This is a genomic window from Mesorhizobium sp. CNPSo 4684 (assembly GCF_057784315.1).
Window position 1 is genome coordinate 1 of the sequence record NZ_JBWLUX010000035.1, and the last position, 18,070, is coordinate 18,070.

The window sequence follows — 18,070 nt, forward strand, 5'->3', positions numbered from 1 at the left end:
CTCAACATGCTCGGCCGCGCCAAGAAGGTGTCGATCTCCAAGGAGAACACCACCATCGTCGACGGCGCCGGCAAGAAGGCCGAGATCCAGGGCCGCGTTGCCCAGATCAAGCAGCAGATCGAAGAGACCACGTCGGACTACGACAAGGAGAAGCTGCAGGAACGTCTCGCGAAGCTCGCGGGCGGCGTTGCGGTGATCCGCGTCGGCGGCGCGACGGAAGTCGAAGTCAAGGAAAAGAAGGACCGCGTCGATGACGCCCTCAACGCGACCCGCGCGGCCGTGGAAGAAGGCATCGTTGCCGGCGGTGGCGTGGCCCTGCTGCGCGCTTCGCTGGCCATCACCGTTACCGGCGTCAATTCCGACCAGACCGCGGGCATCGCCATTGTGCGACGTGCTCTGCAGGCTCCGGCCCGCCAGATCGCCTCGAACGCCGGTGCGGAAGCTTCGATCGTTGCTGGCAAGATCCTCGACAACAAGGGCGCGACCTTCGGCTACAACGCCCAGACCGGCGAATATGGCGACATGATCGCCATGGGCATCCTCGACCCGATGAAGGTCGTGCGCACAGCACTCCAGGACGCGGCTTCGGTCGCCGGCCTGCTCGTCACCACCGAAGCCATGATCGCGGAGGCTCCGAAGAAGGAGTCGGCTGGCGGCGGCATGCCTGGCGGCATGGGCGGCGGTGGCATGGGCGGCGGTGGCATGGGCGGCATGGGCGGCATGGACTTCTAAGGTCCACGCAACTCGACGATCACTGAGGGGCGGCAAGCAATGCCGCCCTTCGCGCCCATTGCGCCGGTTTCGGCGGCTTTCAAGCCGGGGTATGCCCGCCAAGGGTTGTGCTCTTTTTTGCTGGGCTGGCTTTGCCGTTGGGCAGTGGCTGCGCGCGCAGCGATGACGGTACGGTATTATTCCGAGACCACTTGATTCCAACTACTCTTTGACAAAGAACCCCCACGTCTGCAGCAGCAACCGATCGAAACCAGCGTGTTTCCGGTTGCGCCATAGGAGCCAGAAAGGCTCGAACTGCGCCGTGCGGCAGGTCACAAGACATCAAACAGGCGCGCATCACGGTCGCCAGTGTTACGCTCTCTTCTTCCGAGCCGCATAAGCCGCTGGTCTGCAAGAACGTCAGCCAGCCCGGCAAGCAACACCGTGTGCTTTGCAAATAGGACCTTGGGCTTCGCCAGAATTTCCACCATCAGAGCGTCGCGCCGTCTTCCCGGATCAGGTTGTCATGCGGTAACTGTTCGCAAAAGGGCTCTCTCGAAGGGCGTGCGACACCGCTGTTTTGGCGTCCTCTGCGCGTCGCCCCTGAACAGGCTGATCCGCGGCAGCATAGGAAAGGGCTGTCGTGACGGGCCGCGCGGCTTGACGACTTATGGATCCTGTAAACCGCGATCGTGCTGGGGCAGCATCCGCACCGACAGCGCCAGCGTCTCTCAGCGGAAAAAGCCCGCCACTCTAGACGGGAGAGTGGCGGGCTTTTTGCAGTGGTACTCGAACTGAATACGCGTTCCCACTGACATTAGCTGTGGATAATTAAGGCAGCATTAACGCGCAAAATCGGGCCATCTAAATCGATCCGAATGCAAGATGCGGCGGGCGCGGAGGGTCCGGCCCTGAGCTGCTGTCGACGACGAATCCATAGCGCGCGAGCTGTCAGAAAATCCGCGCTTGACGTTACGTAAGGTCCCATGTTTTTCGAGGTACTGGGGACGACTTCCAGTCCTAGTCCAGGCGACGAAAATGAGGCAGCGATGGTGGCTGGCGAACCTAACGACGTGCGCGTCAAACGTCGCGGTGGGGGATGGGCCGTTCATATTGTTGAGGACGGCAAACTGACGGTTCATCGGTTCAGCACACAGTGTCCCGCTGAGAATTTCGCCGATGGCCAACGAGCCAGGCTCGGCCTTCCTAGCAAGCCACCGATTGACGAAATCTGATATCTTTACCGAATTGGGGAGACGTCGGATAGCTGGTGAATCGCTGGCCCGGCGCGAAGGGTCTTTTCAATGCTGCTTGCGGCCGTTCGGCTGCCCATATTTGCGATCTCGCGAAAGCCCGCCGTATCGAAAGGCCACGGGACTCGTCCTTTCGAAACCGGAGGGTCAGCGGCTCGGGCAGGTTTAGATACTCTCTTAGCGCCGAGTAAGTTGCAACGGGGGAGAGGCCTGCACATATGTGGAGGCCAAGTCACGCTCCGGAGACCAGGGCAGGAATGGCCAAAGCCTCACCCGCTTCGTCAAGGATCGAGAAACTGTAACGGCCATCGGCGTCGAGATCGACGGAGTAGCTCAGGCGGTCGAGTATGTTGTTGTCCTGGTCGAACGTAACGATCCGCGGCTTCAGCGACGTAATGTGCGCTTCGTCCAGGTAGATGGAGTTGCAGACAATGATCTGGTCGTCCGGCTGGCAGGTACGGGCGGCCGCACCGTTGAGGATACAGCATCGTGAGCCGCGCTCGCCCAGAATGACATAGGTCGAGATCCGCGCGCCGGAGTTCTTGTTCCATATCTCCACGAATTCCATGGGCAGGATCCCGGCTTCTTCGCAGTGGTCAGGGTCGAGCGTTATCGAACCGTGGTAGTTGAGGTTTGCTTCGGTGACGTGGATGCCGTGTAGCTTGCCGGCGACTAGTTTTCGCATTGATCCGTTGTCCTATCCATCGTGAATGACCCGTCCTTATGCAACCCATGCCTGGCTAAATTCCAACGATGAGTGCACCGCCGCTGAGACCCGCACCCGCTGCCGCCAGCAGGATTTTCTCGCCCGGCCGAAACGGCTCCGTTTGATGGGCGAGCGACAGAGAAAGTGGAATCGTCGCGGCGGAAGAGTTGCCGTACTCGGCGATCGTCTTGACGATCGCATGATCGGCAATGCCCAGGTTTCGCCCGACCGCATCGAAAATCCGAGCATTGGCCTGATGTGGCACGAACCTGCCGACATCTTGTGGTTGGACTCCGGCAGCGGCAAGCGCGCTTATCGAGCAATCAGTCATCATCTCGACCGCCTTAGCGAACACTTCGCGGCCGTCGGTCATCGTCATGAGGGTTTGCCCGAGATCCAGGCCGCCACGGAACGGGATGTTGCTTCCACCCGCCGGGATCTGGATCAGCCCGTAGCGCGAGCCATCCGAATCCACGGAAGCGCCGAGAATCCCCCGATCGGCATCCTCGCACGGACCAATCACCACGGCGCCGGCGGCATCGGCGAAAAGAACCGAGCTTGCGCGCTCGGCCGGATTGATGCGGCGGCTGAGGATGTTGGCGGCAATGACAAGGCTCGCCTTGCCGTGTAGGCGGGTGAAGCCGTCCGCGAACATCAGCGCATAGATGAAGCCGGCGCAAGCGCCGGTCAGGTCGATCGCGCCCGCACGCCCCAGCCCAAGCCGATGCGCGACCAGCGGCGCACTGGGCGGCAGGAGATGATCGGGTGTCGAAGTGGCGAGCAACAGCAGGCCGATGTCGCTTCGGTCAATAGCGGCGTTCGCCAGCGCCATCTCGCCCGCCTGCGTGGCAAGGCCCGACAGCGTGTCTTCATCTGTCGCCCAGAAGCGCGAACGAATTCCGGTGCGCCGCTCGATCCAACCAGGTTCGAGCCCGAGATTGTTCTCGATCTCGGCATTCGCCACTTTGCGCCCAGGCGCATGATGGCCAAACCCGAAAATGCGCGACGATCGGTTCACGGCCTCGAGCCAAAGCGTTCGCCGGCCTCCTCGATGGCGTCATAGAGTCCGTCGAGCTCATCGCCGGTGATGCAATAGGGCGGCAGAAGATAGAGGACATTGCCGAGCGGGCGCACGAGCAGGCCTCGCTCGAGGAAGAATGCGCGCAGCTTCGGACCGATCTCGGCGAGGTAGCCGGCTGAGCCGGCGCGCAAATCGAGTGCTGCGATCGTGCCCGTCGCCCGGCTGTCGGTGAAGCGAGGGTTGTCCCGAAAGCGTTGAAGCCCGGCGGCCTGTCGCGCGCTCAGGGCCGCGATACGCTCGGCCACCGGTTCGTCATGCCAGATCTCGACATTGGCGAGTGCGGCCGCGCAGGCTATCGGATTGGCCGTGTAGGAGCTCGAGTGGAAAAACGTCCTTTTGCGGTCCGTCGAATAGTGGGCGTGGAAGATGGCATCGGTGGCAAGCGTGGCGGCCAGCGGGATCACGCCGCCCGTCAGCCCTTTCGAGGTGCAAAGGATGTCCGGAGAGATGGACGCCTGCTCGCAGGCGAACATGCTGCCGGTGCGCCCCCAGCCGGTCATCACCTCGTCGGCGATCAAGAGCGTACCGGAGGCTTCGGCGATCTTCTTCAATTCGGTGAGAACCCAGGCCGGATACATCAGCATGCCACCGGCGCCGAGCACCAGCGGCTCGACAATCAGCGCGGCCGCGTGCCGGTCACGGGAGACTGCCTCGAACCGATCCAGCGTCTCCTGCTCTCGCCCGGCGGCCGGGAAGGGGATGGTGTCGACCTCGAACAGCAAGGGCTCGTAGGCGGCGTTGAACACGCCGCGGGCACCGACGCTCATCGTGCCGATCGTGTCGCCGTGATAGCTGTGCTCCATGACGACAATGCTCGAACGCGGCGCGCCAATGTTGCGGAAATAGCCGAGCGCCATCTTCAGCGCGACCTCGACGGAGGTCGAGCCGCTGTCGGAATAGAACACCCAGTCGAGTCCAGGTGGTGCGAGGCCGACAAGTGCGCTCGCCAGGCGCTCGGCCGGCTCGTGGGTGAAGCCGGCAAAGATGATCTGGTCTAGGCTCGCCGCGGTCGTCTCGATGGCCTTGATGATGCGGGGATGGCGGTGGCCGTGGGTGACGACCCACCAGGAGGAAATGGCATCCAGGATGCGCGTGCCGTCGGCCTTGTGGAGGTAGGCGCCTTCCGTCCGGACGATTTCAGGGATCGCCTTCTCGAGCGCGTGCTGTGTGAAGGGGTGCCAGACACTGGACTGCGACATTATTCGCCTCCTGCGATCGCTGTGAGGTCGAAGCCGGCAACCATCGCATCCCTCAGCGTCTCACTCGTCAGGGGGTCAACGTGTGGCAGCCTGCCAAGCTGCCGCACGCCGCCGAATTCCACGATTGTCCTTTGCGTATCGGCCATTTCATCGCCGATGAAGGCGACGCCAAGGAGCGGGATTGAGCGGACCCGCAGCGCCTCGATCGACAGCAGGGTGTGGTTGATCGTGCCGAGTGTGGTGCGGGCACACAAAATGACCGGCAGCTTCCACTCAGCGAAGATGTCAATGAAGCTTGTGCGCCGGTTGAGTGGCACCATAAGCCCACCCGCGCCCTCGATAACCAGCGGCGTCGGCAGGACCGGAAAGGTAAGATCGGCAGCCTTGATCGCGACACCGTCGATCTCGGCCGAACGATGCGGCGACAGCGGGCTTCGTAACCTGTAGGCTTCCGGCAGCACGCGCTCCGACGGCAGGCCGGCAAGCCGTACAACGACCTCACTGTCAGTCTCGTCGTCGAGGCCCGATTGCACCGGTTTCCAATAGAATCCGTCGAGCTGGCCGGCGAGCCCGGCCGCAAACACGGTCTTGCCAATTCCGGTGTCCGTTCCGGCGATGACGATGCGTTGGGTCATATCGCCCCCGGCCGTGTTTGCGCCAACGCCTCGACGAGCGTCTCGACCATGGCGCAAATGTCCGGCATATCGACGTTGAGCGTCAGCGAAATGCGCAGCCGCGATGTGCCCTCTGCCACAGTCGGCGGACGAATGCCGCGTATGTCGAAGCCGCGCGCCTGCAGTTCTGCTGCCACCGCCATGGTGCGCCTGTTATCCCCGATGACAAAGGGCTGGATCTGCGACCCGCTGGGCTTCACGCCGCAGCGGTCGGCCAGTTGGCGGCCCGCGAAGGCAACGCGTTCCTGCAACTGAATACGGCGCATAGGCTCGTCCGACAGCATGGCGAGCGCTTCGCGGACCGCGACTGCCATCAGCGGCGATGGCGCGGTGGCGTAGATGAATGGCCGGCACCGATTGATGATGTAGTCGCACAGCGTTCGCGGCGCTGTGACCAGCGCACCGGACGCGCCGAGGGCCTTGCCGCATGTGTGGAGCGCGACGATGTTGTCACGGCCCTCGAATGCCGCGGCCAGCCCCCGACCGTCCGGTCCCCAGACGCCGGTGGCATGGGCTTCGTCGACGAGGATGAAAGCCTCGCGCCGATTGGCCAGCGCGACCAGACTTTCTAGCGGCGCATAATCGCCATCCATGCTGTAGAGGCTCTCGACCGCGATCCAGGCGCGCCCGACGCCGCCGTCTGCGCGCCAGCGGGTGATCGCAGCATCGAAGGCATCGACATCGTTATGCGCTGCCAGCTTGAACTCGGCGCGTCCGGCCTGCGCCCCCTCATGCATGCTGGCATGGGCAAGCTCATCGAGGACCAAAAGGTCGCCCTTCTGCGGCAGGGCTGTCAGCAGGGCAAAGTTGGCGATGTAGCCGCCGCCGAAGAATAGCGCGCGTTCGGCCCCGAAGAACGTTGCCGCCTCTGCCTCTAGTTCCTCATGCTCGGGCGCGTTGCCGCGCAGCAGCCGAGATCCTGTGGCGCCGACCGGCGTACCGCGGGCAATGGCGGCCGCGACCGCGTCGCCGAGCCTTTTGCTGCCCGCATGCCCCAGATAGTCGTTCGACGAGAAGTCGAGACCGGCGCGCGGCGCAAGCTGCCGCAGCCGGTCCCTGCGCGCCAGCCCCTGCAGGGTTGCCTCGTAGCGGGCCAGCGGTGCCCCGTTCATTGCGCCTCAAGTTCCATCGGCTCGATGCCGAGACGCCGGAACAGCAGCGTGTCCTTGTCCTCGCCTGGATTGTCGGCGGTGAGCAGCGTGTCGCCGACGAAGATCGAATTGGCGCCCGCAAAGAAGCACAGCGCCTGCATCTCGTCGGTCATGCCGGTGCGGCCGGCGGAAAGGCGGACATGCGATTTAGGCATCATGATGCGCGCCAGCGCGATCACGCGCACAAACTCGATCGGATCGATCTGCCCGGCGTGGGCAAGCGGGGTACCCGCGATCGGGATAAGCATGTTGATTGGAACGCTCTCGGGATGTTCAGGCAAGTTGGCAAGAGTGACGAGCATATCGATGCGATCCATCGGCTCCTCACCCATGCCGACGATGCCGCCACAGCAGACCTTGATGCCGGATTGGCGCACGTTCTCAAGTGTCTCAAGCCGATCGGCAAAGCTGCGTGTGCTGATCACCTCGCTATAGTAGCGTTCCGAGGTATCAATGTTGTGGTTGTAGTAGTCCAGCCCCGCCTGCTTCAGTCTAATGGCCTGCTCACGATCAAGCATGCCCAGCGTCATGCACGTTTCCATGCCGAGCGCCTTGACGCCTTCGACCATGGCCACTACCGCATCCATGTCGCGCGTCTTGGGATTGCGCCAGGCCGCACCCATGCAGTAGCGGGTGGCGCCGGCGTCACGCGCCTTGGTCGCCTCTGCGATGACGCGCTCCACTTCCATCAGCTTCGAGGCTTTGAGGCCGGTTTCGTGATGCGCCGACTGGCTGCAATAGCCGCAATCTTCCGGGCAGCCACCTGTCTTGATGCTGAGCAGTCGGCTGAGCTGAACTTTGTTCGGATCGAAATTCTGGCGGTGAACGGTCTGCGCGAGGAAGAGCAGATTGTTGAAAGGTGCGTCGTGAAGTCCCCGAGCCTTCTCCAGGGTCCACATCCCGCCATCAGCGCATTGTGTCCGCGGCGTCGTGTAAGTCGGATTAGTGTCGTGCATATCCGTCCTTTTTTCCTGGCTCTTCACTTGCCCAAGCTTCTTCGTCCGATTGATACCGCTTCGATTTACAGTCGATCCCCGACCGGTTGGTGGCGATCACGGCGAGTAATAGTCCAGTCCGATGTCGAGAATCGGCGCGCTATGGGTCAGCCACCCGATGGACATCAGGTCGACGCCAGTGGCCGCGATGACGGGCGCGGTTGAAGCGGTGATCCGGCCCGACGCCTCCGTGATCGCCCGGCCGGCAACCATGGTCACAGCCTGGCGAAGCTCATCGATCGGCATGTTGTCGAGCAGGACGGCGTCTGGGGCGAGCGAGAGGGCTTCTTCCAACTGGGCCAGCGTGTCGACCTCGACTTCGATCTTGACGAGATGGCCTATGCTCTCTCTCGCGCACTTGATGGCGGGGCGGATGCCGCCGGCAACCGCGATGTGGTTGTCCTTGATCAGGACGGCGTCGTCGAGGCCGAAGCGGTGATTGGCGCCGCCGCCAGCACGCACGGCGTATTTTTCGACCACCCGCAACCCGGGCGTCGTCTTGCGGGTGCAGGTGATCTTGGCGCGGTGCTCGCCAACCGCTCCGACAATCGAAGCGGTTGCCGTGGCAATGCCGCTCAAATGGCACAAGAAATTCAGCGCCGTGCGTTCAGCGGTAAGAATGGCCCGGGTCGGACCACTCACCGATGCAATTATCTCCCCTTGAGCAACTCTGCTGCCGTCGGCTCGGTTCACATCTAGCTTGATATTTTGGTCGATCAACTTGAAGGCGAGGCTCACCAGATCGAGCCCGGCGACAACACCGTGCTCGCGTGCCGCCAGCACGGTTGTGGCGTGGTGATATTTCGCTACGGTCGCGTCTGTCGTCACGTCACCGCCTCTGCCAAGGTCTTCGAGGAGGGCTGAGCGTACCAGCGGCTCGAGCATCATCGCGGGAAGTGGTGACAGGCTCATCAGGTGGCACTTTCCAGCGTTGGCGAGGGTGTAAGTTCCCGCGCTGCGGCCAAGGCGGCCTCGAGGGTGATCTCGGAGCGTCGTGCAACAGCCGCAGGATGGGGAAAATCCTCGCGGTAATGAGCGCCGCGGCTCTCTCGGCGCCGCAAGGCGGAAATAGCAATCATCAGACCCACAGCAGCCGCATCCGATCCCGCGTCCTGGTTTTCGGCGAGCGGCAACAGCGCCCGTGCGGCCGCTTCCAAGGCTTCGCCGTTGCGCACGATGCCGAGTGCGCGCGACACGAAAGGACGCGCGGGTGCCGGATCGGGTGACGGGTAACTGTCCGCAAACGGTGGCCTTGTTCTGCGAGCAGGCGTTCCGGCCACGCTTTCAGCGACCCAGCGCGCACACACAACGGCCTCCGTCAAGGAATTGCTGGCGAGCCTGTTGGCGCCATGCAGTCCGGTCGAGGCGGCTTCGCCACAGGCCCACAACCCCTTGACCGACGTCTTACCCGAGCCGTCCACGGCGATGCCACCCATGTGATAGTGCTGGGCAGGACGAATAGGAATGAGCTCGCGCACGGGATTGATGCCGTATCCACGACAGGCAGATGCGATTGTGGGGAAGTGTCGGACAAATTCCGCCCCAGGCCGTTGCCGCGCGTCGAGGAAGACCTGATGACCATCTGCCAAATGACTCCAGACCGCGCGTGCAACGATATCCCGTGGCGCGAGTTCGGCGCCCGGCACGCCATCGAGGAAGCGTCGACCTGTCTCATCGATCAGGGTAGCACCTTCGCCGCGGACGGCCTCGCTGACCAGCGCCATAGGGCGTTCGGGGCCATCAAGCGCGGTCGGGTGGAACTGGATGAACTCGAGGTCGGCAAGGACAGCTCCCGCGCGGGCCGCAAGCGCCAAGCCCTGTCCGCAACTGCCCGAAGGATTGGTGGTATCGAAAAACAGCCCGCCGATCCCACCGGTGGCAACGACGACCCGGCGTGAGCCGAAGAAGACAGGTCCTAACGAACAGCTCGCCCAGACGCCTTGGATCGCATTGTCCCTGACAGCCAGACGACGCGCTTCCACGCCCTCAACGACGACAATCGAGGCAGTTGAGCGCACGGCCGCGATCAGCGCACGCATGATCTCACGCCCGCTGCCGTCGCCATGCGCATGAACGATGCGACGCCGGCTGTGCGCGGCCTCCAGGCCGAGACACAATGATCCCTCTGGCGTACGGTCGAACGGAACCCCCAAGCCCGCAAGCCCCTCGATTGCGCTGGGCGCGGCTTGGAGGATGCGGCTCGCCATATCTGGGGCGCACAGACCACCCCCGGCGGCAAGCGTATCGGCCAAGTGCAGATCCGGATCGTCGTCTTGGCCCAAACTTGCAGCCAGTCCCCCCTGAGCCGAGGTGCTCGACGAGTCAGCTCCCAGTAGCGTCCTGGACAGAAGAAGCACCGGCTCCGGCGCTAGTTGAAGCGCGGTCATCAGTCCGGCGATGCCGCCGCCGATGATGATGGGTCGCCCAAAGAAGCTGCGGACACAGGCGCTCAAATTGCCAGCATCCGTTCGACCGCGAGCCGCGCGCGCCCAGCGATGCTGGGCTCGATCGTGACGACATGGCGGTTCTGCTCAAGCGCCATGCGGATGTTGGCGAGCGTGATCCGCTTCATGTGCGGGCACAAATTGCAGGGCCGGATGAAGTCGACTTCTGGATGCGCTACCGCGACGTTGTCGCTCATTGAGCACTCCGTCATCAGCACGACGCGCGACGGCTTTTGCCGTTCGACATAGTCGGACATGGCTGCGGTCGAGCCCGAAAAATCGGCTTCAGCCACAACGTCGGGCGGACATTCAGGATGGGCTAGCACCGTCACGCCGGGATGGTTTTCGCGCAACTCGCGGATATCGGCCGGTGTGAAGCGCTCATGCACTTCGCAATGGCCTTTCCAGGCGATGATCTCAACGTCGGTTTGGGCGGCGATATTGTGGGCCAGATATTCGTCTGGCAACATGATCACCCGGTCAACGCCAAGGGATTCGACGACCGCCTTGGCGTTGCCCGAGGTGCAGCAGATATCCGACTCGGCTTTCACTTCAGCCGACGTGTTGACATAGGTGACGATCGGCACGCCGGGATAGCGGTGGCGCATCAAGCGTACGTCTTGTGCCGTGATCGAATCAGCCAGCGAGCAGCCTGCGCGCAGATCTGGAATGAGCACCGTCTTGTCCGGATTAAGCAGCTTGGCCGTTTCGGCCATGAAATGCACGCCAGCCAGCACGATGACTTGCGCCTCGACCGTCGCAGCCTTGCGGGCCAGCGTCAAGCTGTCGCCGACGATATCGGCCACGCAATGGAAGATCTCAGGCGTCTGATAATTGTGCGCCAGGATGATCGCGTTGCGCTCGCGCTTCAGTGCGAGAATGGCCTCGATGTCCGGGCTGAAAACCGCCCATTCCCCGGGCGGAATGACACGCCAGACGCGCCGATACAGAGACGCCGCCGAAGATAACGCCCCGTTCATGATCGGCGCCCCCAATTATAATCCATTTGACTATAAGGGGTATATATCCACGTTGACTATAAGCGTGTCAACCCTTGGCGACCGGCAATTTTGTGCCGACTATCGCCGTTTCGTCGAGGACCGCGTGGCGGAAGCGATAGAGTCTTGCCGGGCGCCCGCCCGTGTCGACCGAAGTCTCGCCAGTCTCCTCGACCAGCTCCTGCTGCTCTATCAGGCGACGAAAGTTCGGCTTGTTGATCAGCCTGCCGACAAGCGCTTCGACGGTTCGTTGCAGCTGCAGCAAAGTGAAATACTGCGGCATCAGCTCAAAGACGACCGGCCGGTATTTGATCTTGGAGCGCAGTCGCGCAATACCCGTCGCCACGATGCGGCGATGATCGGCCACCATGGACTTGCTGGGCACAAGCGAAGGCAGCGCCCAGTCGGGTCCGCCTTCAGCCTCTTGGACCAGGCCTGCTTCGTAAACCAACTCATAGCGTTGAAGCGTGAGTTCCTCGTTCCAATGCCGCCCGTCTAACCCGAAGGCTATCGCTACCCGCCGCCGTCGTTCACGTCTCACGGCTGCGTCGCTGATGCTGTCTGCCCATTCAATCAGGCGCGGTCTCAGCACGTCCAGCACCACAGGCGGAGTGCCGGAGCGGTGGTCTTCCCATGGAAAATATTCATACCAGCTTCGCCATCCGCACTTGGCCGAACCCGCTGCCTGTTCCTTGCGGGTCAGTGCGAGATAGCTGATGGAGATTGCGCGCTGCCGGCGCTCGGCGCCGGCGCGGTCCCGATCGGCGAAGGTGTAGAGCTGCTCAATGTAGCCCAGCGGATGGCCAGTCTGCTGCTCGACCCAGCCCCTCAAACCCGCTTGCAGCGATCGGTGCTCAAGCGCAAATGGCCCAGAAGGCAGTGTGTCCGCCTGCCCGATGGTGAGGACACAGGGTTCATTGTCGTTTACGGCGACGACAAAGGCGATCAGATCCACTTTGACTTCGTCGGCCTCGACGGCGCTTCGATCTTTCCTGATTCCTTTTGCCTGATTGTCCATGTCCGCGAAGGTGGTTGGCCAGGCTCGGAGGGCCTGAATCGATTTAATTTAAGCGCGCCTCACTGCACGTCAACACAGCGCTTGCACAAAAACGCTCCAAACGCGACACCTGCGGTGGGTCACGCTAGGGAAGGAGGCATGCGTTGAGCACAGCTGTTTTTTCAAATGGGATTACACCGCCCGATATTCGGGCGCGTAAGGGTGGTCTCCCGCTCGTCTGCCTCACGGCCTATACGACGCCGATTGCAAAGCTGGTCGATCGACATTGCGACATCGTTCTTGTCGGCGACAGCGTCGGCATGGTGCTGCACGGCCTGCCTTCCACGGTTGGCGTCACGCTCGACATGATGATCATGCACGCCAAGGCAGTGCGCCGTGGCCTGGAGCAGGCCCTGATGGTCGTTGATCTGCCGTTCGGTTCCTACGAGGAGAGTCCCGAGCAGGCGTTCCGCAACGCGGCTCGCTTGATGGCTGAGACCGCTTGCGCGGCTATCAAGCTGGAGGGGGGCGAGGCGATGGCTGCTACTATCCGTTTCCTCACAGCTCGTGGCATTCCTGTCATGGCCCATATCGGCCTGACGCCGCAGGCAGTCAACGCTATCGGCGGCTACCGCGTGCAGGGCAGGGGAGAGGACGCCGAGCGGATCAGGCGCGACGCGATATCGGTCGCGCAAGCGGGCGCCTTCTGCGTCGTGCTTGAAAAGATACCAGAGCAACTCGCGCGGCTGATTACCGGCGAGATTGAAATCCCCGCTATCGGCATCGGAGCCTCACCGGCCTGCGACGGCCAGATCCTGGTCAGTGACGACATGCTCGGCCTGTTCTCCTCGTTCAGGCCGAAATTCGTCAAGCGCTACGCCGAAATCGGCGATCAAGCCGGCGCCGCGATCGCGGCCTACGCGGACGAGGTGCGCAAGCGGCGCTTCCCCGCTGCCGAGCACGTCTTTATCGATGCACCCACCGGCGCCGAAGCCCGCGTCACAAGAAGCGGAGAAGCGCCATGAGCCTGCCGATTGTCAGGACCCAGCCAGGCTTCGCAGATAGTCGCGGCATGGCGCCATGACGGCTGCGAACATCGCCGCAATGCCCGAGCGTGGGCGCAGGCATTTGGGCGTCGTGCGTTCCGGCCTCCAGACCGCAGATCGTGTGACCGCGACGCTGTTCGTCAGTCGGAAGTAATTCAACAGTGCCGCCGACCTTGCCGCCTGTCGCTGCACGGAAAACGACAATGCCGCAAAGCTCGTGCCCTGGGAGAGCATCTGCTCTATGTCCCGCATGCAAAACATATCTCCGGCAGCCCTCGCAACGACTGTTTAGGGGGCCTGCGTCTGCGAGGCCTATGCGGCGCCTTGATGGCTTGGCGACAGTTGTCGCCAAGCTCTTCCTGCAGACGGGCGCTGGTATCGCCCCGGATTCCAATATTCCAATCACCATCGTTGCCTGTCCGACAGTCCGCGAAACCGATAGTCTTGCATTGTCATCGCGCAATGTCCTGCTCTCGCCAGCCGAGCGCTGTCGCGTCTCCAAGCCATTTCTTCGCTCAGAAGCAAGACGTGATCACGGTGATGATGGTGAAAAGATCGGGCGCGCTGCATCGGTTCGGGATCGAGTAGTTCAAGCCTCTGTCCGGCATTAGGCACCATTCATACGGAGGTCATGCAAAGCGCAATGCATCGCCTGTTCGAAAACTTTGTCGAGCAACTGTCAGCAAGTGTTGATGCTGTCGATCTCCGTGAGGCGATGGTGGCCGCTGCTGCGGGCTTCGATTTTCCGCTCTTCGCCTACTTCAGTTACCCGACGATGTCCGGGGGCGCCCCTCGACTGATCTCGAATTATCCGTCCTCCTGGACATCACATTATCTGCAACAGCGATATGACCGCGTTGATCCGGTCATCCTGCGTGGGCTGCAGGGCTGGGATACCTTTCATTGGGGGCTCGAGCGGGGTCGGCAGCGTTTGCCGATCTCGCAGCAACAAATTCTGGAAAGGGCGGCTGAGATTGGCATCCGCGGCGGGCTGACGATATCCATGCATGATCATCGCGGCCGGTTTGCTGCCCTGACTTTTGCTTCGGACGAGTCCTGTCCGCCACTTTTGCGGTCACTGGCACGCTACGAAAAAGCATTGCAACTGATTGCCATCAACTTTCACATCCATGCCCGGCGCAGGCTCGCCGACGATCACGTGGTGGACGGTGTGACGCTCACCCCACGGGAGTTTGAGTGCTTGAAATGGGCGGCGCGCGGCAAGTCGGCTTGGGATATCAGCCAGCTACTCGGCGTTTCAAAGCGCACCGCGACTTTCCATCTCGAAAACGCCAAAGCAAAGCTTGGCGTTCGAACGACCAACCAGGCCGTTGCACGGCTGGCCGCCTCCGGCCGGGCGTGACCCTAGTCTAATCTTCGGCCACGATACCTGTAAACGTCTACAGGATGCGTCGCGGTCAGCTTTGCCCTTCGATGACGGAGTACATTCCGCAGGAGGCGACCATGATGCAGCTGATAACGCCAGAACTTTACTGCGAGTTCGCAAGCGAGCTCAAAGAGATGCACGGACTCAGGTACCGAGTGTTCAAGGAAAGGCTCGACTGGGACGTTGAGACCAACGACCAAATGGAAATCGACGCGTTTGATGGCCAGATGCCTGTCTATCTGCTTCTCAAGGGATCCGATTGGCGAATTCGCGGTTGCGTGCGTCTTTTGCCCAGCACAGGACCCACAATGTTGCGCGATACGTTCCCAGCGCTGCTGGGCGCCGATGCCGTGCCCTCGACCCCCGAGATATGGGAAAGCAGCCGTTTTGCGCTCGATCTTCCCGCGTCAGCGCCCAACTCAGCTGGCGGAGTAGCCCAAGCAACCTACGAGCTCTTCGCCGGCATGCTCGAGTTCGGCTTGGCCAAGCATCTCACCCAGATAGTAACGGTGACCGATACGCGCATGGAACGGATCCTGCGCCGCGCGACGTGGCCATTGTCGCGCATCGCACAACCCAAGCCCGTCGGCAAAACGCAGGCGGTGGCCGGATTTCTCGAGATTTCCCACGCGAACCTTCTGCGCATCCGCCACAGGGGACGTCTGGGTGGGCCGGTCCTTTGGCAGCCGGTCTTAGGCCAGTCGGCATAGCGCCCGCTGCGGATCCCGACCCGTGAAGAATGCTCGTCTGCTCAGGGAAGCAACGGTTGGCCGCCCGTGCTGGCCGGACTGGCGTCTTCACGCAACTTACCACTATGCCAGTCGACTGCCCCGTACTGCCTGGGCCTGGGAATTTCTTCGGCGTAATCCGCTATTCCAGCGCGAGCACGCCAAAATCGCAACGCCGGGCTCCGCTGCGGGAACCCGCACCGATACCAATATAGTCGAGTTGACGAGTGGATCATCTTTCCTCAGCCATTGGAGCCTCCTTTTTCGCGGACGATCCACAATTGGACGCCGGGTCGGCAAGGGTCTTTTGGGATCCGCGCGACTGCGCCCGCGTCCTGCGAGCCAGGGCGGAGACGGTTGGGCTCAACCACGATTTTCAATTGCTTGATCTTGCTTCGCTGTCATGCCGCAAGGACATCTTGCTGACCCCATCCGGTGTGCAGCACGTATTGCTGAGGCAGGACTGCCGGGCTCTGCAGATCGCGGTTTCCGGCGCCTCGGTTCTGCACCCGTTGCGGCTATTTGTGGATGCAATCGTGCCGCCGCGGCACTTGAAGTTCCATGTCGCCGCCCTTCAGTTCCTGAATGATATCGATGCAAGCGGCCGCCTGGCAGCCGCTTGCTTTCCGCCGGAACCCCGCGGAAAGCGTTTGAGTGTCGTGCTGCAGGCATTAGATGGCTCGCTCGCGGGAGCCTCCCATCAGGAGATCGCAATTGCCCTGTTCGGGTCAGCGCGTGTCGAACAAGATTGGGCTCATCCGGGCGGTCATCTTCGCGACCGGGTTCGTCGTGCCATCCAACGTGGCCGCCACCTGATGGGCGGCGGCTATAAGCAGTTCCTGATGTAGTTATTAAGCAGTTCCTAATTTAATTATGATGACAGCTTCGAAAACTTATTTCGACACGCGCAGGGACCCGGCCGCATTTGCCGGCGAGGTAATTGTGCGTTGCACAAACTTTGAAGCGCGGTTAGTTCTTCCGCTGCGGGAATCGGGTTTGGGTAATACGGAACGAAGCAACGAGACCAATGCTTCGTTGATAGTGCATTCATACCTGAGGATCCTGATGACCGTTACGAGTACCGACAAAGCCGGCGCTGCAAGCCTCGAATCGATCGCGCGAAACGGCAGCGTGCTACGCCGAATAGCCGTACGCATTCCGACCTACCTGTCGGATCTTCGCGAAAATCCAGCGTGGCTGCCCATGTTCGTGCTCGCCCGCACCATGCCGGCACGGAGAATGCACTGGCGTGGTGCAAAGCCTGTTCGAGCGTCGCAGAAAGCACAGGATACGATGTTCATCCACGTCGATCGCCAGGAGGTTGTCGATGCGCTGCAGTGCGATGGGTTTTTTCCCGGCCTCGTTTTGCCGAAATCTATCCATGAGTCGATCGCAGCTTTCGTGCGGTGCACACCTTGCTTTGGCAATTTCGATCGCCATCTCGAATTCTTGCCGACGGAGCATGCGGAGGCTGAAGCACGGTTCGGTCGTCCCTTGCTGAGCGGCCATTATTTCGAGCGCATCCTCGACTGCAAGGCGGCACTCGCCGTCCAAAACGATCCGCTGCTCATGGATATCGCTGCGCACTATCTCGGCGGCCAGGCAAAACTGATTACCACGCGCGTCTGGTGGAGCTTCCCCACCGGCCAGGCATCCGACGCCGACAAAAACCTGGCATCGCTCAACAAATACCACTTCGACCTCGATGACTGGCGGATGTTAAAGTTCTTCTTCTATCTACTGCCGGTCGACGAGGGTACCGGTCCGCATGTCTATGTCCGCGGCAGCCATAGGCGGCGCGCGCTCAAGCACCAGCTGACGCTTCTCGTCGGCCACCCCGCGAAAGAGATTTTGGACGTCTATGGCGAGCAAAGCCCCGTGATGCTTACTGGAGAGGCGGGGCTTGGCTTCGTCGAGGATCCGTTCGGCTTCCACATGGGCACGGTGCCGACACATACGCCGCGGCTGATGATGGAAGTCGGTTTCGGCGTTTCACCGCCCTCGCGCCGACGCTTCCACGGCGAGCCGGTTATTCGCTGATTTCGAAGGAGTCCCGGAACAGCTTTTCCCAGGCCGAAACCAGTGCCCCGTAGGCAAATTGGTTGCAGGCTATCCGCCTCATTGTGCTCGTCAAAGAAGAGTACTAGCCCACCGGATGCACCGCATTCTGGAGCGCACTTACAAGGTCGCGTGGTTCCTGTGCCATCTCATCCGCGAAGCCATGCGACTTGTCGCTGTCGTTGGTCATGTGGTCCAAGTTCCACATGTCGACCACATGCGCGTGGAAATCGACAAGCTGCTCACCATTTATCTAAAAGAACTCGTCAATCAGATCTCGGAAGATCGAGACGTTATGCTGCGTGATGTTCTTCCACTGAAGTCGCCCAAGGTACGGCATGCGTTCCTGGTATCGCGTGAGAATCGAAAATAGTTCGGGAACGAACGCCGTCCTGCATGTAATGCCGCAAATAATCATGTACCGTGCGGTGATGTCGCTTTCGTCGGGGAAGCTTGAATATTCATTCAGCGCCGGCCCTCAAAGGACTCGTTATGCAGCGCAAGAACTCAGAAATGCCTGATTCGAAAAACAAAAAAATCAGAAATTTAAAGATGCAGCCCGTGGACTAGAGGCTGACGAGTCAGAAGAAAATTTTGACCGAATAGTCAAAAAGATCGCGAAAGCCAAACCTGAGCCAAGAG

The 18,070-nt window shown here is 61.5% G+C and carries 20 protein-coding genes; 9 read left to right on the forward strand and 11 right to left on the reverse strand.

Annotation, left to right across the window (positions count from 1 at the left end; translation table 11 throughout):
- The coding region (locus AC04SG_RS26640) for a TCP-1/cpn60 chaperonin family protein (protein WP_488553471.1) at positions 1-732 on the forward strand (732 nt) is incomplete at its 5' end.
- Between the two features lie 311 nt (positions 733-1,043).
- Here the strand turns inward: AC04SG_RS26640 and AC04SG_RS26645 are convergent.
- The 11 genes from AC04SG_RS26645 to AC04SG_RS26695 all read right to left on the reverse strand — a co-directional run bounded on the left by AC04SG_RS26645 (position 1,044) and on the right by AC04SG_RS26695 (position 12,230).
- On the reverse strand, positions 1,044-1,202 hold the full coding sequence (locus tag AC04SG_RS26645; protein WP_488553472.1) for a hypothetical protein: 159 nt from the start codon (positions 1,200-1,202) through the stop codon (positions 1,044-1,046).
- 994 nt (positions 1,203-2,196) lie between these two features.
- Positions 2,197-2,649, reverse strand: a complete 453-nt coding sequence (gene panD / locus AC04SG_RS26650; RefSeq protein ID WP_488500030.1) for an aspartate 1-decarboxylase — start codon at positions 2,647-2,649, stop codon at positions 2,197-2,199.
- Between the two features lie 55 nt (positions 2,650-2,704).
- Positions 2,705-3,688, reverse strand: coding sequence for a beta-ketoacyl-ACP synthase III (locus AC04SG_RS26655; protein WP_488553473.1), 984 nt, complete (start codon positions 3,686-3,688; stop codon positions 2,705-2,707).
- Complete coding sequence (locus AC04SG_RS26660) at positions 3,685-4,950, reverse strand: adenosylmethionine--8-amino-7-oxononanoate transaminase (protein ID WP_488553474.1); 1,266 nt, start codon at positions 4,948-4,950, stop codon at positions 3,685-3,687. Before AC04SG_RS26660 ends, AC04SG_RS26655 begins: the two co-directional genes overlap by 4 nt.
- Positions 4,950-5,585: a dethiobiotin synthase gene (bioD, locus tag AC04SG_RS26665; protein WP_488553475.1), complete on the reverse strand. Its 636-nt coding sequence runs from the start codon at positions 5,583-5,585 to the stop codon at positions 4,950-4,952. The genes AC04SG_RS26660 and bioD overlap by 1 nt, the downstream gene beginning before the upstream one ends.
- Positions 5,582-6,736 (reverse strand): 8-amino-7-oxononanoate synthase, encoded by a 1,155-nt coding sequence (locus tag AC04SG_RS26670; RefSeq protein WP_488553476.1) that lies wholly within the window; start codon positions 6,734-6,736, stop codon positions 5,582-5,584. The genes bioD and AC04SG_RS26670 overlap by 4 nt, the downstream gene beginning before the upstream one ends.
- Entirely contained in the window at positions 6,733-7,674 is a 942-nt protein-coding gene (gene bioB, locus AC04SG_RS26675; protein WP_488553477.1) for a biotin synthase BioB, read from the reverse strand. Before bioB ends, AC04SG_RS26670 begins: the two co-directional genes overlap by 4 nt.
- A 153-nt stretch (positions 7,675-7,827) precedes the next feature.
- Positions 7,828-8,682, reverse strand: a complete 855-nt coding sequence (nadC, locus tag AC04SG_RS26680) for a carboxylating nicotinate-nucleotide diphosphorylase (RefSeq protein ID WP_488553478.1) — start codon at positions 8,680-8,682, stop codon at positions 7,828-7,830.
- Positions 8,682-10,223, reverse strand: a complete 1,542-nt coding sequence (locus tag AC04SG_RS26685; protein WP_488553479.1) for an L-aspartate oxidase — start codon at positions 10,221-10,223, stop codon at positions 8,682-8,684. The genes nadC and AC04SG_RS26685 overlap by 1 nt, the downstream gene beginning before the upstream one ends.
- Positions 10,220-11,194: a quinolinate synthase NadA gene (gene nadA, locus AC04SG_RS26690; RefSeq protein ID WP_488553480.1), complete on the reverse strand. Its 975-nt coding sequence runs from the start codon at positions 11,192-11,194 to the stop codon at positions 10,220-10,222. The genes AC04SG_RS26685 and nadA overlap by 4 nt, the downstream gene beginning before the upstream one ends.
- A 67-nt stretch (positions 11,195-11,261) precedes the next feature.
- Positions 11,262-12,230: an NUDIX hydrolase gene (locus tag AC04SG_RS26695; RefSeq protein WP_488553481.1), complete on the reverse strand. Its 969-nt coding sequence runs from the start codon at positions 12,228-12,230 to the stop codon at positions 11,262-11,264.
- Between the two features lie 143 nt (positions 12,231-12,373).
- On the opposite strand from AC04SG_RS26695, the gene panB reads away from it, so the two are divergent.
- From panB to AC04SG_RS26735, 8 genes are all read left to right on the forward strand, one after another.
- Positions 12,374-13,234: a 3-methyl-2-oxobutanoate hydroxymethyltransferase gene (gene panB / locus AC04SG_RS26700; protein ID WP_488553482.1), complete on the forward strand. Its 861-nt coding sequence runs from the start codon at positions 12,374-12,376 to the stop codon at positions 13,232-13,234.
- Positions 13,235-13,569: 335 nt separating this feature from the next.
- Positions 13,570-13,866, forward strand: coding sequence for a pantoate--beta-alanine ligase (locus tag AC04SG_RS26705; RefSeq protein ID WP_488553483.1), 297 nt, complete (start codon positions 13,570-13,572; stop codon positions 13,864-13,866).
- Between the two features lie 32 nt (positions 13,867-13,898).
- Entirely contained in the window at positions 13,899-14,618 is a 720-nt protein-coding gene (locus AC04SG_RS26710) for a LuxR family transcriptional regulator (RefSeq protein WP_488553484.1), read from the forward strand.
- 101 nt (positions 14,619-14,719) lie between these two features.
- A complete protein-coding gene (locus AC04SG_RS26715) occupies positions 14,720-15,352 on the forward strand; it encodes an acyl-homoserine-lactone synthase (protein ID WP_488553485.1) in 633 nt (210 codons plus the stop codon).
- A gap of 22 nt (positions 15,353-15,374) precedes the next feature.
- Positions 15,375-15,758: a transcriptional regulator domain-containing protein gene (locus tag AC04SG_RS26720; RefSeq protein WP_488553486.1), complete on the forward strand. Its 384-nt coding sequence runs from the start codon at positions 15,375-15,377 to the stop codon at positions 15,756-15,758.
- Positions 15,751-16,218 (forward strand): DUF2285 domain-containing protein, encoded by a 468-nt coding sequence (locus AC04SG_RS26725; protein ID WP_488553487.1) that lies wholly within the window; start codon positions 15,751-15,753, stop codon positions 16,216-16,218. Before AC04SG_RS26720 ends, AC04SG_RS26725 begins: the two co-directional genes overlap by 8 nt.
- A 217-nt stretch (positions 16,219-16,435) precedes the next feature.
- Positions 16,436-17,410: a hypothetical protein gene (locus tag AC04SG_RS26730; RefSeq protein ID WP_488553533.1), complete on the forward strand. Its 975-nt coding sequence runs from the start codon at positions 16,436-16,438 to the stop codon at positions 17,408-17,410.
- Positions 17,411-17,525: 115 nt separating this feature from the next.
- The gene (locus AC04SG_RS26735; RefSeq protein WP_488553488.1) at positions 17,526-17,801 is read left to right on the forward strand and encodes a hypothetical protein; all 276 of its coding nucleotides are present in this window, start codon (positions 17,526-17,528) and stop codon (positions 17,799-17,801) included.
- The last annotated feature ends 269 nt before the right edge of the window (positions 17,802-18,070 follow it).

Excerpts from the sequence above, each read along its gene's own strand:
- AC04SG_RS26645 (WP_488553472.1), bottom strand. The coding sequence starts at position 1,202 with ATGGTGGAAATTCTGGCGAAGCCCAAGGTCCTATTTGCAAAGCACACG.
- panD (WP_488500030.1), bottom strand. The coding sequence starts at position 2,649 with ATGCGAAAACTAGTCGCCGGCAAGCTACACGGCATCCACGTCACCGAA.
- AC04SG_RS26660 (WP_488553474.1), bottom strand. The coding sequence starts at position 4,950 with ATGTCGCAGTCCAGTGTCTGGCACCCCTTCACACAGCACGCGCTCGAG.
- bioD (WP_488553475.1), bottom strand. The coding sequence starts at position 5,585 with ATGACCCAACGCATCGTCATCGCCGGAACGGACACCGGAATTGGCAAG.
- AC04SG_RS26670 (WP_488553476.1), bottom strand. The coding sequence starts at position 6,736 with ATGAACGGGGCACCGCTGGCCCGCTACGAGGCAACCCTGCAGGGGCTG.
- bioB (WP_488553477.1), bottom strand. The coding sequence starts at position 7,674 with ATGTGGACCCTGGAGAAGGCTCGGGGACTTCACGACGCACCTTTCAAC.
- nadC (WP_488553478.1), bottom strand. The coding sequence starts at position 8,682 with ATGAGCCTGTCACCACTTCCCGCGATGATGCTCGAGCCGCTGGTACGC.
- nadA (WP_488553480.1), bottom strand. The coding sequence starts at position 11,194 with ATGAACGGGGCGTTATCTTCGGCGGCGTCTCTGTATCGGCGCGTCTGG.
- AC04SG_RS26695 (WP_488553481.1), bottom strand. The coding sequence starts at position 12,230 with ATGGACAATCAGGCAAAAGGAATCAGGAAAGATCGAAGCGCCGTCGAG.
- AC04SG_RS26705 (WP_488553483.1), top strand. The coding sequence starts at position 13,570 with ATGCGGCGCCTTGATGGCTTGGCGACAGTTGTCGCCAAGCTCTTCCTG.
- AC04SG_RS26710 (WP_488553484.1), top strand. The coding sequence starts at position 13,899 with ATGCATCGCCTGTTCGAAAACTTTGTCGAGCAACTGTCAGCAAGTGTT.
- AC04SG_RS26715 (WP_488553485.1), top strand. The coding sequence starts at position 14,720 with ATGATGCAGCTGATAACGCCAGAACTTTACTGCGAGTTCGCAAGCGAG.
- AC04SG_RS26730 (WP_488553533.1), top strand. The coding sequence starts at position 16,436 with ATGACCGTTACGAGTACCGACAAAGCCGGCGCTGCAAGCCTCGAATCG.
- AC04SG_RS26735 (WP_488553488.1), top strand. The coding sequence starts at position 17,526 with ATGCACCGCATTCTGGAGCGCACTTACAAGGTCGCGTGGTTCCTGTGC.